Here is a 16,037-nt window from a genome sequence, read left to right on the forward strand (position 1 = left end):
TTACTCAAGTGGTCTTTTTGTATATATTTTGTAATTGCTCGATTGCATTCTCCGCTTCTTTCACAACTCGCTCCACTACATGCTGAGCTGATTCGATTCGAGCTAATGATGCTGCCTGTCCTGCCCAAAGTGACATATATTCTTCCTTATTTTGCTTCGCTGCCTCTTGGCGTATTTTAGAAGTTAATACGTTTTGCACTGGATACATCGGAAGCCCTTCTTCTTTTCCTTCATGTCTCTCTATAAATTCATTCCGAATACCGCGTGCATATTTCCCGGAAAACGCACGAGTTACAGTTGTGCTCGTATCTGTACTATGTAAAACCGCTTCTTTATACACATCGTGCGTAATACTCTCTTCACTTGTTAAAAAGACTGATCCCATTTGAACACCTTCTGCTCCTAGTGCCAATGCCGCAACAAGCCCTTGTCCGTTCATTACACCACCTGCTGCGACAATTGGGATATGCGGAACAGCCCCTACTAACTGAGGTATTAACGCAAACGTACCAATCATAGCATCTCGTTCTTTCCCAATAAACGTTCCTCTATGCCCTCCTGCTTCGCTACCTTGCCCAATAATAATATCTACTCCTAGCTCAGCAAGTACTTTCGCTTCCTTCACATGGGTAGCTGTTCCAATGACTTTTATTCCACTTCTTTTTAAATCACTTATTTCTTCTTTTTCTAACGTTTGAAATGCAAAGCTAACGACCGGTACTTTTTCATCTAATAGCACTTGTAATTGTTCCTTATAGCTTTTTGGAACCTTTAACGTTCCTTCTACTTCTATACCTAATTCTCTATTCACTCCGCTTAGTAATACTTTCGCCTCATTTACCTTCTCTTCTTCTATTTGTATCTCTTTCGTTACAAGTAAATTAACACCGAAAGGCTTATCTGTTAGTTCTCTTATTCTATAAATCGCTTCACGAATTTGTTCTGGGCTCATATAGCCCGCTCCAAGCGTCCCTAATCCTCCGCTATTACTTACTGCTGCAACAAGTTCTGGCGTCGTAATCGCGCCTGCCATACCGGCTTGAACAACGGGATACTCAATTTTTAATATGTCTGTTACTCGACTTGTAAACATCATTTTCCCTCCTATTTCCCTTATATCTTCTTTATTTGATAAGCTTTCCCCTGCTTTTGCAAGGGTTGAACTTCATATGAAGCGAATATATTGAAAGAGAAGGAGGCTGAGCTTAATGATTTATCCAAATGCATTAAAACAAAGTGATACAGTAATGATCATTGCACCATCTGGTCCACCTACAATCGAAAATGTATTAAAAGGTGTGAATGTATTACAAAAGATGGGGTTATCCGTAATAATCGGGAAGAGCGTTTACGAGAAATATGGATTTTTAGCCGGAAGTGATCAAGTTCGGCTTGACGATATACATGAAGCATTTACAAATAATGAAGTGAAGGCCGTTTTCTGTGCACGAGGTGGTTACGGAAGTGCTCGTCTCCTCCCTCACATTCACTATGAAATCATTCGGCAAAACCCTAAAATCTTTTGGGGATATAGCGATATTACAGCTTTACATACTGCTGTTTCACGTTATGCAAAGCTTATAACATTTCATGGTCCGATGATTGAAGAACTAGGAAAAGGTATTGATTCCCTATCTTTATCCTCTTTCAATCAGCTATTTCATCCGTATTCAACCATTTTATCTGCATCAGAATGTATCGTACCTAGCTCTCACAGTACAGTTACAGGTACATTAGTTGGAGGAAATTTAGCTGTGTTAACGAGTATAATTGGCTCGCCCTACGAGATAAATACGGACAATACACTTTTATTACTTGAAGACATTGGTGAAGAACCGTACCGCATTGACCGTATGTTAAATCAGCTACTTTTATCTGGAAAGTTTAATGAATGCAAGGGCGTTATTTTCACAAGTTGTCACGACTGCACTCCTTCAAAGCCATCTCAATCATTGCAAACAATATTATATGAATATTTCGCACCATATCATATACCTGTCCTATTCGGTTTACCGATTGGACATATAAGTCCAAACATCGGTATTCCACTTGGAGCTACAGCGACAATAAACACAAATAATAAAACAGTCTCTATTTCTTCTGGTATAGCCACTCCATGTTCAAATTAAAAAGGAAAAGCGATTACGCTTTTCCTTTTACTTATAATAATTAAAAATTCGTCCAGATGCGATATCTGCAATTTCTTCTGGAATAAATGTTTTACTTATATCAGTGCCAACATTTAATACAGCTGTAGCATCTTTCTCAATGCTACCAAATAACTCTTTCCCACGTATCGTAATAAGGGGCGTTCCTTCTGGCAACACATCTTTTACAAATTCCATTTGTGTAAAGAACGGAACGATCCATCTACCTTCTCCTTGGAAATGACGCAAACGAAGTATTCCTTCTGTTGCCCCGTCCTCTGCTTCTAGTGAACCAGCAACATAAAACTCAGTAGATAAGAGCAATTCATAAAATTCCTTTTGCTTCTGTTTATCATCCCCTGCTACAACAAGTACCTCTTCTAATTTCTTTACTGAAATTTGCTCCATATGATGCCACCCCTATTTCAAAATGATTGTACTTAGATTATACGAAATATTCTTATTTTTTTCTACATAATTCGCAATTATTTTTTCAAAATAATTTTAATGCTTCTTTTGTCGTCACAATCGTAGCAAACTCTTCATGTAAATTTACAAGTGTCATATTGTGAATATCTTCTGCACTATACTCTTTACCATCTAAACCTTTACGGTTAAAAGTAGCCGTTGCATCACTCACTAAATACGTTGTAAATCCTAAATTCCCTGCCATTCGTGTCGTAGTTTCCACGCAATGATTTGTCGTTAATCCTACAACTACTACTGCATTACATTTGTCCTCTCTTAATTGCTCTTCTAAATTCGTCCCAATGAACGCGCTGTTAACGAATTTCTGAATAACCACTTCACCAGGTAGTGGTTGCACTTCTTCTTTAAAGTTTACCGTTTTCCCTCTCTCATAAAACATTGACCGAGCATCTTCTTTATTTACATGTTGAATATGAAAAACTGGTCGTTTCCTTTTCCTCCATTCTGCTAACAAAATTCTCATGTTTTCTTCAGCAAAAATATTATTTCTCTCGCCCCAATCTTGTAATTGAAATGCCTTTTGTACATCGATTATGATAAGTGCTATTTGATTTGTCATCATTTCCTCCTTAATTTGGCTGTAATTGAAATAGAAAACCAAGTTGTTGTGACGCAGTAATAAAGCAAACATAGACGCAAAGCTCTACAATTTCTTTTTCTGTCCAATATTGTTTTAATGCGTGAAACATAGTATCATCTATCGCTTTTCGGTCATGAACAAATGTATGCGCAAAAGTAACGGCTACACCAATCTCCTCTGCCTTTTGCACATCATCAGGTCTTCCCTTTGCCATACAGTACGGACATTCATTCCCATACGCTAGTGTTCTTCTCACTTGCTCCTTCAACTCTGCTGAAAGAATTCCTTTATTGTACAGTGTATCCTCTAACGTACTCCACGAATGTAATATATCCGAATTATGCCCTAATAACTTTTGAAACTTTGTATCTCCTACATTTGATAATGAAATTCTCTCCATCATTTCCCCTCCTATTTCCTTCTGTTTTATTGTAAAATAAATAACGTTCACTTTACATTTCATATGAATCTTAATTTATATTTTCCCTTTACAAAAATCATTATTTTACTGGAGGTATATTTACAAATGCAACTAGACCGTGTTGATCGAAAAATTTTAAATGAATTATATAATGATAGTCGCCTTTCTATGCGTGAATTGGCGAAACGAGTAAACTTATCTGCTCCGTCTACTGCAGAACGTGTTCGTAAACTTGAAAGTGAAGGCGTTATTCAAAAATATACAATCGATATCGACTATAAAAAAGCAGGACTAGTTTTAGATTGTATTTTAGAAATCACTTTAAAAAATGGTGATACAACACGTATGCAACAGTTTATTCAGTCTTATCCATCTGCAAGTTTTTGTTACCGAGTAACAGGAAGCTTATGCTACATTGTAAAAATTTCTGTTCCTTCACTCGTTGAACTTGAAGAATTTATCAATGATGTTTCTTCATATGCAACGACAGTTTCTCATATCGTATTATCAGAAGTATCTCTTACTCCTGATATTGAACATATCTTCCCAGAAGATTAATTTATTTTTATTCATAAAATATAAAAAAACCCCTTACAATAAGAATAAAAATAATATATTATGTATTAAAATACATAAAGTTCGAGAAAGGGGCTTCACATTGAAAATCTGGTTTTATGAAAAAACGGCACAATTAGATGACTTGCTTGGTATTTGGGATAATGTTCCAACCATCCCGCGAATTGGTGAAAAAGTGGAGATTTTAAAGACGGTCCGCACTGTTACAGATATTAAATATGTAAAGAACGGTAATAATTTTCGTGTAGAAATTATTACAAATTAAAAAGTAGCTCCTAAGAGCTACTTTTTAATTATCTATTATGTGCTTTCTTTATAACGATTTTATCTTCTTCTACTGATACTGTTACATAATCACTTTCTTCTAACCGAAGCTTATTTACAACCTCATCTGGTAACTCTATGGCCATCAATCTATCGGTTACGATCACTTGACTATACACTTCATTTTCATGTGATGGACTCTCTACTTTTTGCTCATTTATAAAACGTACTGGTGGCACGCCAACTTCGTTTACTGTACGCCATTGTTTCCAAACATACGGAATTAACCATAGTAATCCAACAACTGTAAGACCGATACCAATCCATAAATTACTTTGCGCTTGTAATTCAGTAATTGAGATTGTACCACTTTCTTCTCCACCGAAAAATTGCATACTTGTTGCAATCAAATTATTTAGAGCGTGCACAGCTATATTCGTCCATATATTTTTTGTCTTTATGTATAAAAGACACATAACGACACCAAACATGAACGCACCAATAACATCAAAATGTCCTAGGCCAAAAATAATTGAAGATATAATTACAGCTTTTTTAATTCCCCATTTATGAGCCATTCGCTGTAAGAAAAATCCCCTAAAAATAACCTCTTCCATAATAGGTGCTAACACACATGCTGAAATGAAAGTAAATATCGTCATATATACGTTACTCGTATTAATAACATTTCCGTCTTCTAGCATAGTAACTAAGAAATTCGGTAACGTATGTGCTAATATGTAAAATTGAATCTGAGATATGCCAACTGAAAAAATCATCCCCATTATCGTTGCTAATACAATTAATCCCCAAGATAAACGTCCTGGCTTATCAAAAAAACTGTTAAATACAACATTATTTTTATTTGTTTTTACGTATAGCCAAAGTAACGGAAATACAAAAAATACAGTTATTTGTGAAATAACCTCCATCGTATTCTCAGAAACATTTGCTAGACCTAATGGTATCATTATAAGGAACACCCCTATAATCATCCATCCAAAAAAGCTACGTAGCCTTATACGTGAAAATGCATAGTGCATATAGAACACCCCCAAAGATAGTAAAAATAAAACTTTAATCAGTACTTTATAGGCAATCCTTTCCCTATAAATAGCAGGATAACTAAATTATAATATGAATATAGTTGAAATCCTTCCTATTTTTCTCAAATCATTTCAAACAGCATAGCTCTTAAAATACCATATCGCTGTTCTTCAAGTTGCAATCCAAGTGAAATTTATGTAATAAAAATCCCTGTTTTTACAAGCGGGGATTTCTTTTATTATAATACGTCACGTTTTTGGAATAATGCACTTGATGCTACAAGTAACACAACAAAGTATGCAGCTACAAGTAATAATGAAGCTGTAAACGTAAATTCTGTAAATGTTGGTTCCATTCCACCATTGATTAATTTATTACTATCGTAAGCTCTTAAATCCAAATGGTTGAATACTACAAACTTCGCTACACCTTTTGCAAACATTATTAATACCATGTTAATTGCACCTTGTAAGAAGAATAGGAACATCGTAATAATTAATGGTAATACAGACTTTCTAAAGACATTTGCTAGGAAAAATGCAAGTGTTGCAAAAAAGAACGGTGAAAGTAGTTGATATAAAGTGGACTTCATTACGATTCCTAACGTTAATTCTGTTTTACTACCATCCATTACAATACCCCCAATAATCATTGCAATTAGCATACCAGCTAATACGATAAATAACATTGCTAATAACACTGTAATATATTTAGAAAATAAAACTGCAAGTCTTTTTCTTGGACGGATTAACAATTGTTTAATTGTACCTTTTTGGAACTCATCAGTAAGAGTACGGGCAGCAAGTGTGATCCCAAAAATCGTTGTAAATAAAACAATTAAGCCAATCTCTGAGTTTGCATAATCTAAATATGATCCCTTAAACTCATCACCTTTTCCCCACTTCAACATTGCTAAAGTACCTAAAATTTCGAGTGCCGCAATGACACCAATTAAAATATACATACCTTTTTTCGCATGCAACTTTAAAAATTCATTTTGAATTAATTTAAACATTACGCTTTCACTCCCCCAGTAATCGCTAAGAACTCATCCTCTAACGTTTTATTTTGAACAGTAACTCCGTATACAAGCACATCAGCATGAACAAGTTTTTTTACAATTTGTGGAATGTTGTCTTTTGTTAAAGATGCTACAATTACATTCCCTTTCGCTTTACCTTTAATAATTTCATTCGCTTTCTGAACTTCATCTACTTCAAACGCTACAACGACTGCCTCATCATGCTTCACTTTTTCATGTAAGTTGTACTCTTGTACAAACTCACCTTGTTTAATAATAACGACGCGATCACACATTAATTCAATTTCACTCAATAAGTGACTTGATACGATTACAGCAATATTCTCTTCTTTCGCTAAACGTTGTAAATAATCACGAATTTGGCGAATACCAGCTGGATCTAATCCATTTGTCGGCTCATCTAAAATTAAGATTTTCGGCTGATGAAGTAATGCCTGTGCAATTCCTAAACGTTGTTTCATACCAAGTGAATATGTTTTCACCTTTTTATGAATTGCATGCTCTAATTCAACAAGCTTTACAATCTCAGCAATGCGCTCTTTACTAATTGGTTTAATGGCCATGTTCGCAAAATGCTTTAAGTTTTGCATTCCTGTCATATAATCATATAGTTCAGGATTTTCTACAATCGCTCCAATTTGCTCTAGTGCCTTTTCACGCTCCGAGCGAATACTATGTCCACAAATTGTAATATCGCCCTCTGTCATTGAAATAAGACCTGTCATCATACGGATCGTCGTCGTCTTACCGCTACCGTTCGGTCCAAGGAATCCGTATACTTCTCCTTCACGAACCTCAAATGATAAACCACGAATAATTTCCGTTCCACCAATCCTTTTTCGAACATTCTCTAACTTTACTACTACGTTTCCCAATGCTGATTCCTCCTTTAGACTTCTAGTTTTTTATCGACTATGTAACCTGTAACTACTAGTAATATAATTGTTAATAAACAATTAAAAAATAGATTTAAAATTGTAATCTCGGTACCAGAATAAAATGATGTATTTAAAAAACCATTTTTATCTATAAATCCAATATTATTTATAGCAAACACATACTTTTCTATTTGCTGAAAAATATACGTTATTCCTCCATTAAATGCTGTAAAAATGACGAACAAAACTAAACAAGCAATCTTATTCATCGATGATTTCACATTGAATAGTTTCACAATTACTATAATAAAATAAATAGAAACTAGCATATTAAGAAAATCTAGTCCCCATAAGAAAATAGATAACATATGATGTAATATTCCATAATCATATAAACTGTGTATCGCTTGCTGAATACCTAAATTAGTTTTGCCATTGTAAATATTTAAAGAAAAATAGTATAGAAAAATGATTCCTATTCCTAGCAAAATCATAAAGAGTAGTACACAGAATAAAATATTTGCACATATATACTTTTTTGCTGAAATAGAAGTATAACGTAGCATAGAGTCTTTTAACATTTTCCGAAAAGACGATATACCTGTTAGAAGAATTGCAAATCCATTTATACCTAGCACGATAAAAAATATAATAATAATTATATCTTGCCTACCTGAAATTCTAACTCCTGAAACTCCTTTCATATTAAATAAAAGAATTAATGAAACTGTAATAAAACCAAAGTAAATAATAGCTATCTTTCTCTTATTACAATTATACAGATAATGAAAAAGCTGACTCATTTCTCATAGGCCTCCTTAAACAGCTCATGTACTGCTTTACCCTTTTGAAATCTTAGTTCTTCTACATTTTCATGCAATATTATTTCTCCATCTTTCAAAAAGATTACTTCATCGAATATATTTTCAATTTCTCTTATTAAATGAGTCGATATAAGTAGCGTACAGTCTTGACGATAAAATTTAAGTATTAGCTCAAGTACATGTTCTCTAGAAACAAGATCAATTCCGCCCAATGGCTCATCTAGTACATATAGCTTCGCTTTTCGAGAAAACGTTAAAATAATCTGCAGCTTCTCAACCATACCTTTTGACAATGCTGTAATTTTTTCTTCTAGCGGTATTTTAAATTCCGCTATCGTATCTACCGCTTTTTGAATATCGAAGTCTTTATAAAAATCCCGGTAGAAAAATAAAGCGTCTTTTACAGTCATCCAATCATCAAAGATTGGCTTATCGGACATAAATGAAACGATTTCTTTCGTCTGTAATCCTACCTTTTTACCGTCTATTGTGATACTGCCTTCAGAAGGGTGTTGCAAGCCTGCAATCATTTTCAATAACGTCGTTTTCCCGCTCCCGTTATCTCCAACAAGCCCAACGATTTTCCCTTCCGTAATCTCTATGTTTAATTCACGGATCACTGCTTTTAATCCGTATCTCTTCCATAAGTTTTCTATTTTTAATAGCTCTGTCATTGGCTCTCCTCCCTCTTATCATGCAATGAAGAACGAAGAATTGTAAGAATTTCTTCTTCTGAAAAACCTAAATTGTCCATTCCATCTATAAAAGAATGAAGTAATTCTTTCGCCATCTCTTTTCGCAGCTCCATTATTTTCTCCCCTTCATTCGTTACATACCGTCCCATTCCTCTACGTGTTACAACAACTCCATCCCGTTCTAGCTCTTGAAATGTACGCTGAATCGTATTTGGATTCACTTGTAATTCACTCGCTAATTCACGGACAGAGGGAATTTTATCACCAGGCAATAACTGTCCTGTTACGATCTCTTTTTTTATGTATTCCATTACCTGAATGTAAATTGGTATATTTGGAGAAAACTCTATTTTCATTTCTTCCCTCCTTTTGTATTGGTGTACTAGTTAAATAATACACTGATACAAAAAGTTTGTAAATACCCATTTAATTACAAAAAGTTCTATCCGTTAACCGAATAGAACTTCCCAAACATAAATCGCTATATAGAAATAATAGTGTTATGTAAACAAAATTATAAAGAAAAGCTGTCTTATCAATGAATAAGACAGCTTTTCTTTATAATCCTATATTAAAAGTTAAACACGAAGTCATCGTCAGCTAACTTTTCAACGTTCGTTGCTTTTACGTAACCATTTCCTTTTACAGAGAAGAAATCATGGTTTTTCGTATCTGTACGTAAACCATTTAAAACGATTGGGTTAATTTCTTCTTCTTCAAACTTCGGCTCAAGTCCTAAGTTCATAAGCCCTTTATTCGCATTGTAACGAACGAAACGATTTACATCTTCTACAAGACCGATAGAAGTGTAAATTTCTTCTGTATAGGCCATTTCAATTTCATATAGTTCCATTAATAACTCTTGTGTTTCTTTTTGCACTTCTTGTTGCTCTTCTGCAGAAAGTTCTGCGAAGATTTGTTGTGCTAAAATACCGACGAATACGCCGTGAATTGACTCATCACGAATTATCAAGTTAATAATCTCACCACTTGCTGTTAGTTTTCCTTGACCAGCTAAGTAAAGCGGATAGAAGAATCCACTATAGAATAAATAACTTTCTAAGAACACACTTGCTACCATTGCCATATATAGCTCTTTTTTCGTTACCTCAGGCTTTAACAAACGACGATAGTAACCAGTAATAATACCGGCCTTTTTCTCAAGTAATGGATGATTGTCTACCCAGTCAAAAATATCATCAATTTCTTCTTCAGTAGCTAACGTTGTAAAGATATGACTGTAACTCTTCGCATGTACTTCTTCCATAGCTCCCATGAAAGCTAATACACTTTTAGCTTGTAAATTTTCAAGATGAACAAGTACAAGTGGCATTCCTTCGCCACCTTGTTTCGTATCTAAAAGTGTTAAACCACCTAATACACGCTTATAAGCAATTTGCTCTTCTTTCGATAATTGCACCCAAGTATTTTTGTCAGACGAAACCGCAATTTCTTCTTCTGTCCAAAACTGAGCGATGTTTTGCTTCCAAAACATTAAACTAAAATCATCTTCTTTTTTGTTCCAGTTTACCGCACGCATTAAATCGCCCCTTCTCTAAATATGATAACTAAGCATGAGCAGGGTTCAGAAAACCCTGCTCATCATGTCTCACTTTTTATATTAAACGGTACAAGCCACACACTCTTCCACGCTTAATTTACGTGTTCTCGTATAATACAGACTCTTTAAGCCTTTTTTATGTGCATAGATGTAGTAACGTGCTAATTCACGTGTTGAAATATCACTATTAACGTAAAGAATTGTACTAATTCCTTGATCAATATGTTCTTGAATTTCTGCGATTAAATCAATTAATTTAAACTGATTCATATCGTAAGAAGATTTATAGTACCAGAACGTATCTTTTGATAAATACGGCATTGGATAATATGTTGTCGCGTTCGCATATGTTCTTGATTCGATTTGACTTACGATCGGCATTACGCTTGAAGTTGCATTTTGAACGTAACTGATTGATTGTGTTGGAGCAATGGCAAGACGATATGAGTTGTATAAACCATTCTTTTGCACTTGCTCTTTTAAACTTGTCCAATCTTCTTTTGTCGGAATATGAATTCCTTCAAATAGTTGCTGAACTTTTTCAGTTACTGGGCTGTAATCTGTCGTTTCATACTTTTCGAAGTATGTGCCATTCGCATAATCAGATTTATCGAAGTCTTTAAATGTCTCGCCTTTTTCTGTAGCGATTTCCATACTTTTCTCAATAGAATAGTAATTTAACATCATAAAGAATGTACGAGCGAATTCTTTCGCTTCTGCACTTTCATAAGCGATTTTATTTTTTGCTAAATATCCGTGTAAGTTCATTGCTCCAAGTCCAACTGAATGAAGCTCGTCATTTGCTTTTTTCACAGTTGGTGCATTCGGAATAATCGTCATATCAGAAACAGCTGTTAAAGCTTCCATTCCCGCATGAACTGCTTCACGAATTTCTTTATTTTCCATTACGTTTACGATATTTAACGATCCTAAGTTACAGTTAATATCACGACGGATAATGTCATCTGTACCGTAATCATTTATTTCTGAAGTTTCTTGAAGCTGGAAGATTTCTGTACATAAGTTCGACATCTTCACAGTTCCAATATCCTTCAATGGATGTTGATTATTTGCATTTGATTTAAACATTAAGTATGGGTAACCAGACTCAAGCTGAATCATAGCGATTTTAATAAGCATATCACGTGCACTAATATCTAGTGGCTTCTTCTTCACTTTCGGATTGCTCATTAATTCATCGTACATTTCATCAATGTCAATATCATCTAAATGCTTGCCATATTCTTTATAAACCGTATAAGGCGCGAAAACATGGAAAGGTTCGTTTTTCTCAGCAAGCTCAAAGAACTTACTTGGAACGATAATTCCGATTGATAGAGACTGAATACGGCTCTTCTCATCGGCATTTATTTTTTTTGTATCAAGGAATTCAATAATATCCCAATGGAAAATGTTTAAATATACTGCGCCGGCACCTTTTCGTTGGCCAAGCTGATTCGCATATGAAAACGAATCTTCAAGCAATTTCATAACAGGCACTACACCACTTGCAGCGTTGTCGATACCTTTAATTTGCTCACCACGTGCGCGTAGCTTAGATAAGTTTAAGGCTACTCCCCCGCCGATTTTCGATAATTGCATCGCAGTATTAATGTTAAAACCAATTGAATTTAAGCTATCGTCCATCTCTAACAAGAAACAAGACACCATTTCTCCTCTTCTGCTTCTTCCCGCATTTAAAAAGGTTGGTGTCGCTGGTTGGTAGTTTTGTTTTACAATCATGCTTGCGAATTGTTTTGCCTTCGAAACATCACCGCGTCCTAAGTATAATGACACAATTGCTACACGATCTTCATAGCTTTCTAAGTATTGTTTTTGATCATTCGTTTTTAACGCATAATCTTTGTAGAACTTAGATGCTGCCATATAAGATTGGAACTCGAAGTTTTCACCATAAGCGATGTTATATACTCCCTCTACTTCCTCCAAGCTATACTCGTCCAGAACGTTGTAATAGTAATCATGTTCTTTCATATACTCCATTCGCTCTGCCACGCTATTAAAAGGAACGGTATTCTCTCTAGCTTCTTCCATAAAGACTTCTAATGCCTCTTTATCTTTATGAAGCTGATAAAAACCGTCCTGCATTTGCGTGATTTCATTATTCAGTTCAATGTGTCGCAATCTCCCGCACCCTTTCCTTAAAATATTCTACATCGTTATTTGTTCCAGATAACTCAAATTTTGATACAATAGGCACTTCATATTTAGTAGAAATCTTGTCAGCACTTGCACCGAACATGTCTCCCCAGTTACGATTGCCGCTTGCAGATACGCCTTTTAATTTTTCATTATTGCGCTCTAAAAAGTCTAAAACACGTTCTGGTACATTGCCAAAACCTGTTGTATACGTAATAAGAATAAAGTCTTCATCTATTACTAGATCTTCATCAATTTGAACGGCCGGCATATTTAATTTGTGAATGAAACGCTTCACGTTTCCTGTCATAGAATCATATGCAACTAACATTTCCGACCCTCCCTCTCAAATCTATATTCTCTATATGTTGTTCTTGATTTCTCTATATATTGTATTACGTTTCAAAATAAGACACAAGATATATGTATAAATTCTTTCTTTTTTTAACTTTTACTTTTCGACATGATAGCCGTTTTTTTTCAATACAATGACTATGAAACAACATTCTAAAACTCATGTCAATAAAGTGCTTTTCAAAAAAGTTGTCAACGAATTTAATCTTATTTTAAAAAAAGTTAACAATATATTTTGTCATAAAACGGTAGATGCTGAAGAAATATATTTCTCCAGCATCACGCAAAAAAGAACAGATATGAAACTATAATCTGCTCTAAAAAACGATTACATTTATCAAATTTACCTTATTAAATATATTATACATATACTTTCGTTTTTCGTTACATACTAAAAGATAACTATTATAGAAAAAGATTATTATTATGGAACTTCAATTTATTTATGAAAAGTTTATTCAGAGTGCTCAATACGCAAAATATCTTTTACAAATATGTGATGTGGATTTTCATCTTTATCAAGCATTGTACATACAGGAGCCTCTTCATCAAAGTATACAATCATTCCTTCTACGTACTGATATGTATGTTGAACTTGTACAGTTACTTTAATTTCTATCGCTTCTTCATATGCTCTTTTTATTTTCTGAAGCATTTTTGCTGAACATTTTCGTTTCTCTGGATACATAACCATTCCCATAAATCTATTGCCGGCTCTATCTTTCCACATATAATCCCAATGTGGTAAAATGCCTTGTTTAAAATCGCCCATAATTCCCCTCTCCTTTATCTTTTATTTATCCCGCATTAAACGTTCGATTGGTGTCGGCTACTAATCAGTGAGGGATGCCCTGCTGATCAAAATTCCCCTTTATGAACGTGGCGTTTCTGAATATGTATAAATCACTTGCCCGCCTCGTTGTGCGTTACCAATGAAATGCTTAAAGTCTTCTCTATTTACAACAACTTCTCTGAACGTATAAAATACATCTTTCGTAACAACATACTCCGTTATTTCACCATTTTTCAGCTGATCTAAAATTGTATTTGCTAATTCTTTATCCATGTATTTCACCTCTCTGCAATATTTTATTTTATCGTATATTCTATAGGTCAACAACTGTAAAATTATCCCGCTATTTGCAGGCGGTCCGATTGGTGTTGGCTACTAATCAGTCGTGGAATGAACAAAAGTCTTACTGATTAACGTTTCATTTTATCTCGTTGTTATGCCATGATTTTATTTTCGTTATTTCGCAAACAATATCGTTTTACTATATGTCCACTAAATATCATATACTAACATAGCTACTTCTCTATATCAAACATTTCGGCATTCAATTATGCAAAGTTCCATACCACTATGCTACAATATACAAATAGAACTAGGAGGGATACTATGATTCGGAAAGCAAAAAAGACAGATGCAATGGCAATAGCTCCTTTATTGTATAATGCTCTGCATGAAATTGCTGAAAAAATCACAGGTAGCACAGTTAAAGCAGAAGTATTACTAGGACTTGAGACATGGTTCTCAAAAGAAAATAACCGTCTGAGCTACGAAAACTGTTTTGTCTATGAACAAGACGAGAGTGCAGTTGGAATTATTGTCGCTTATCACGGTAGTGAAGCAACACAGCTTGACGCACCAATTGTACATCACTTAAGAGAATTACATAAAGATGAATCAATTACGTTAGAAAAAGAAGCTGAGCTTGATGAGTATTACATTGATACATTATCAGTTTCAAGTGCACACGGCGGAAAAGGTATAGGTTCTAAATTAATTGAAGCTGCCGAAATCTATGCAACTGAAAAAGGGCATGAAAAAATCGCTTTACTTGTTAATTTAGAAAACACACGCGCCTATTCACTATACGAAAAGTTAGGTTATAAAAAAGATGAAATTGTTATGCTAGTAGGCGAACCTTATGCTCATCTCGTAAAAACATTAAACGTCAAAATTTCTATATCTTAAAAAGAAAGCACACGATTTATATAAATCGTGTGCTTTTATGTTAAATTCGTATTTAATATATTTCCATCCATCGCCTCGTGAAACGTATATGTTGTACATCCCCATGGCTTTCTATGCAAAATAGGAGAACCAGACCATCCCATTGCCCTCAGCTCCGTTCCAATCATCGAATTAAAATACTTATGACCTACAAGAGCAATACTTCCATGTACGAGAGCATAACGATGTAACAGGTAAGCCGCTTGCCTTGCCCTCTCTCTTACTTCCTTATAAGACTCAACATCTTTATGGTAGCCAAGTATCCATAACGTTCGTCCAATGAACATCCATACCTTAATTGTGCATTTCAACCACTTCGGAGCAAAAAAGCATGAAGGAACTTCAGCTTCTCTAAAAAGAGAATTTTGCATAAAAGATAAAGAATCTGTCAATTCAGCTGCTGATTGTACAGCACGCCTTTGATCACTTGTTAAGACAAATTTCGCTGCTTCAATTGCCTCTATTGTTTCTATCGGCATTTTAGCTTTTTGTATCATTGACTCGGAATCATACTGTTTCATCCATTCGTGAAATGAATTAATTGTCATCGGTTCTCTTATACGACCTAAACAACCATGACGAATAAAAGAAATCTTCATTCTTTTCACTCTCCATTCATCACTTACGAACTCTATTATGCACTAGTTCTAAATATCATACCACGCAAGAAAAGAAAGTTATATACCTTTACATCTCCCCACCACTATCATGTGTTATCGAAGCATGGGTACCATCCATCCCATCAAAATATGTATTCGTATCATATTGACGAATCTTTTTTAAATGCATATAAGAAAATAAAAATAAAATTAAAGCTATAACACTCCCCACAAATTCAAACATCATTTTACCGCCTCTAATTTCTCCCACTTCAGCAGGTTATTCTACTTTTTCATTATACCTCGATATAAAGATTTCCGCATTTTTGCTATTTTTTCAAATAACATGGATTTTCTACATATTTTCTTACAAAAAGTGAATA

Annotated in this window: 21 protein-coding genes; 4 read left to right on the forward strand and 17 right to left on the reverse strand. The window is 34.5% G+C overall.

Annotated features, from left to right (window positions below):
* Positions 1-4: 4 nt before the first annotated feature.
* Positions 5-1,093, reverse strand: coding sequence for an NAD(P)H-dependent flavin oxidoreductase (locus tag ACYFX0_RS07330; protein WP_142398760.1), 1,089 nt, complete (start codon positions 1,091-1,093; stop codon positions 5-7).
* Between the two features lie 115 nt (positions 1,094-1,208).
* Here ACYFX0_RS07330 and ACYFX0_RS07335 point away from each other — a divergent pair, with 115 nt between their 5' ends.
* Positions 1,209-2,129: a S66 peptidase family protein gene (locus ACYFX0_RS07335; RefSeq protein WP_106081445.1), complete on the forward strand. Its 921-nt coding sequence runs from the start codon at positions 1,209-1,211 to the stop codon at positions 2,127-2,129.
* Between the two features lie 27 nt (positions 2,130-2,156).
* Here the strand turns inward: ACYFX0_RS07335 and ACYFX0_RS07340 are convergent, their stop codons facing one another.
* From ACYFX0_RS07340 to ACYFX0_RS07350, 3 genes are all read right to left on the reverse strand, one after another.
* Entirely contained in the window at positions 2,157-2,555 is a 399-nt protein-coding gene (locus ACYFX0_RS07340) for an SseB family protein (RefSeq protein WP_000435265.1), read from the reverse strand.
* A gap of 85 nt (positions 2,556-2,640) precedes the next feature.
* Positions 2,641-3,195, reverse strand: a complete 555-nt coding sequence (locus ACYFX0_RS07345; protein ID WP_016077945.1) for a cysteine hydrolase family protein — start codon at positions 3,193-3,195, stop codon at positions 2,641-2,643.
* A 10-nt stretch (positions 3,196-3,205) separates the two neighbouring features.
* Positions 3,206-3,619 (reverse strand): carboxymuconolactone decarboxylase family protein, encoded by a 414-nt coding sequence (locus ACYFX0_RS07350; protein ID WP_074789356.1) that lies wholly within the window; start codon positions 3,617-3,619, stop codon positions 3,206-3,208.
* Between the two features lie 123 nt (positions 3,620-3,742).
* Between ACYFX0_RS07350 and ACYFX0_RS07355 the strand changes: the two genes are divergently transcribed.
* Positions 3,743-4,195, forward strand: a complete 453-nt coding sequence (locus ACYFX0_RS07355; protein WP_001175498.1) for an Lrp/AsnC family transcriptional regulator — start codon at positions 3,743-3,745, stop codon at positions 4,193-4,195.
* 100 nt (positions 4,196-4,295) lie between these two features.
* Entirely contained in the window at positions 4,296-4,478 is a 183-nt protein-coding gene (locus ACYFX0_RS07360) for a DUF3913 family protein (protein WP_000707107.1), read from the forward strand.
* Between the two features lie 28 nt (positions 4,479-4,506).
* On the opposite strand, the gene ACYFX0_RS07365 is transcribed toward ACYFX0_RS07360, so the two are convergent.
* The 11 genes from ACYFX0_RS07365 to ACYFX0_RS07415 form a co-directional block, all read right to left on the reverse strand.
* The gene (locus ACYFX0_RS07365) at positions 4,507-5,520 is read right to left on the reverse strand and encodes a CPBP family intramembrane glutamic endopeptidase (protein ID WP_016097977.1); all 1,014 of its coding nucleotides are present in this window, start codon (positions 5,518-5,520) and stop codon (positions 4,507-4,509) included.
* 242 nt (positions 5,521-5,762) lie between these two features.
* A complete protein-coding gene (locus ACYFX0_RS07370) occupies positions 5,763-6,539 on the reverse strand; it encodes an ABC transporter permease (RefSeq protein WP_106081446.1) in 777 nt (258 codons plus the stop codon).
* Positions 6,539-7,441, reverse strand: coding sequence for an ABC transporter ATP-binding protein (locus tag ACYFX0_RS07375; RefSeq protein ID WP_000528817.1), 903 nt, complete (start codon positions 7,439-7,441; stop codon positions 6,539-6,541). Before ACYFX0_RS07375 ends, ACYFX0_RS07370 begins: the two co-directional genes overlap by 1 nt.
* Before the next feature lie 14 nt (positions 7,442-7,455).
* Positions 7,456-8,247: a hypothetical protein gene (locus ACYFX0_RS07380; protein WP_000080429.1), complete on the reverse strand. Its 792-nt coding sequence runs from the start codon at positions 8,245-8,247 to the stop codon at positions 7,456-7,458.
* Positions 8,244-8,942, reverse strand: coding sequence for an ABC transporter ATP-binding protein (locus ACYFX0_RS07385; RefSeq protein ID WP_000137740.1), 699 nt, complete (start codon positions 8,940-8,942; stop codon positions 8,244-8,246). The genes ACYFX0_RS07380 and ACYFX0_RS07385 overlap by 4 nt, the downstream gene beginning before the upstream one ends.
* Entirely contained in the window at positions 8,939-9,319 is a 381-nt protein-coding gene (locus tag ACYFX0_RS07390) for a GntR family transcriptional regulator (protein ID WP_000687506.1), read from the reverse strand. The genes ACYFX0_RS07385 and ACYFX0_RS07390 overlap by 4 nt, the downstream gene beginning before the upstream one ends.
* Positions 9,320-9,534: 215 nt before the next feature.
* Complete coding sequence (nrdF, locus tag ACYFX0_RS07395) at positions 9,535-10,503, reverse strand: class 1b ribonucleoside-diphosphate reductase subunit beta (protein WP_001203025.1); 969 nt, start codon at positions 10,501-10,503, stop codon at positions 9,535-9,537.
* An 81-nt stretch (positions 10,504-10,584) separates the two neighbouring features.
* Complete coding sequence (nrdE, locus tag ACYFX0_RS07400) at positions 10,585-12,669, reverse strand: class 1b ribonucleoside-diphosphate reductase subunit alpha (protein ID WP_001215843.1); 2,085 nt, start codon at positions 12,667-12,669, stop codon at positions 10,585-10,587.
* Complete coding sequence (gene nrdI, locus ACYFX0_RS07405; RefSeq protein ID WP_000959447.1) at positions 12,656-13,015, reverse strand: class Ib ribonucleoside-diphosphate reductase assembly flavoprotein NrdI; 360 nt, start codon at positions 13,013-13,015, stop codon at positions 12,656-12,658. The genes nrdE and nrdI overlap by 14 nt, the downstream gene beginning before the upstream one ends.
* A gap of 477 nt (positions 13,016-13,492) precedes the next feature.
* Positions 13,493-13,810, reverse strand: a complete 318-nt coding sequence (locus ACYFX0_RS07410) for a hypothetical protein (RefSeq protein ID WP_000502199.1) — start codon at positions 13,808-13,810, stop codon at positions 13,493-13,495.
* 99 nt (positions 13,811-13,909) lie between these two features.
* Positions 13,910-14,104, reverse strand: a complete 195-nt coding sequence (locus tag ACYFX0_RS07415) for a hypothetical protein (protein ID WP_000356686.1) — start codon at positions 14,102-14,104, stop codon at positions 13,910-13,912.
* A gap of 333 nt (positions 14,105-14,437) precedes the next feature.
* On the opposite strand from ACYFX0_RS07415, the gene ACYFX0_RS07420 reads away from it, so the two are divergent.
* Positions 14,438-15,016, forward strand: coding sequence for a GNAT family N-acetyltransferase (locus tag ACYFX0_RS07420; RefSeq protein ID WP_000619550.1), 579 nt, complete (start codon positions 14,438-14,440; stop codon positions 15,014-15,016).
* 35 nt (positions 15,017-15,051) lie between these two features.
* Here ACYFX0_RS07420 and ACYFX0_RS07425 read toward each other — a convergent pair whose 3' ends face one another.
* Together ACYFX0_RS07425 and ACYFX0_RS07430 are read right to left on the reverse strand one after the other, a co-directional pair.
* Entirely contained in the window at positions 15,052-15,654 is a 603-nt protein-coding gene (locus ACYFX0_RS07425) for a phosphoglycerate mutase (protein ID WP_000703092.1), read from the reverse strand.
* Between the two features lie 88 nt (positions 15,655-15,742).
* Positions 15,743-15,898: a hypothetical protein gene (locus ACYFX0_RS07430; RefSeq protein WP_002083105.1), complete on the reverse strand. Its 156-nt coding sequence runs from the start codon at positions 15,896-15,898 to the stop codon at positions 15,743-15,745.
* Between the last annotated feature and the right edge of the window lie 139 nt (positions 15,899-16,037).

The sequence above is a fragment of the Bacillus sp. NEAU-Y102 genome (genome assembly GCF_054788175.1).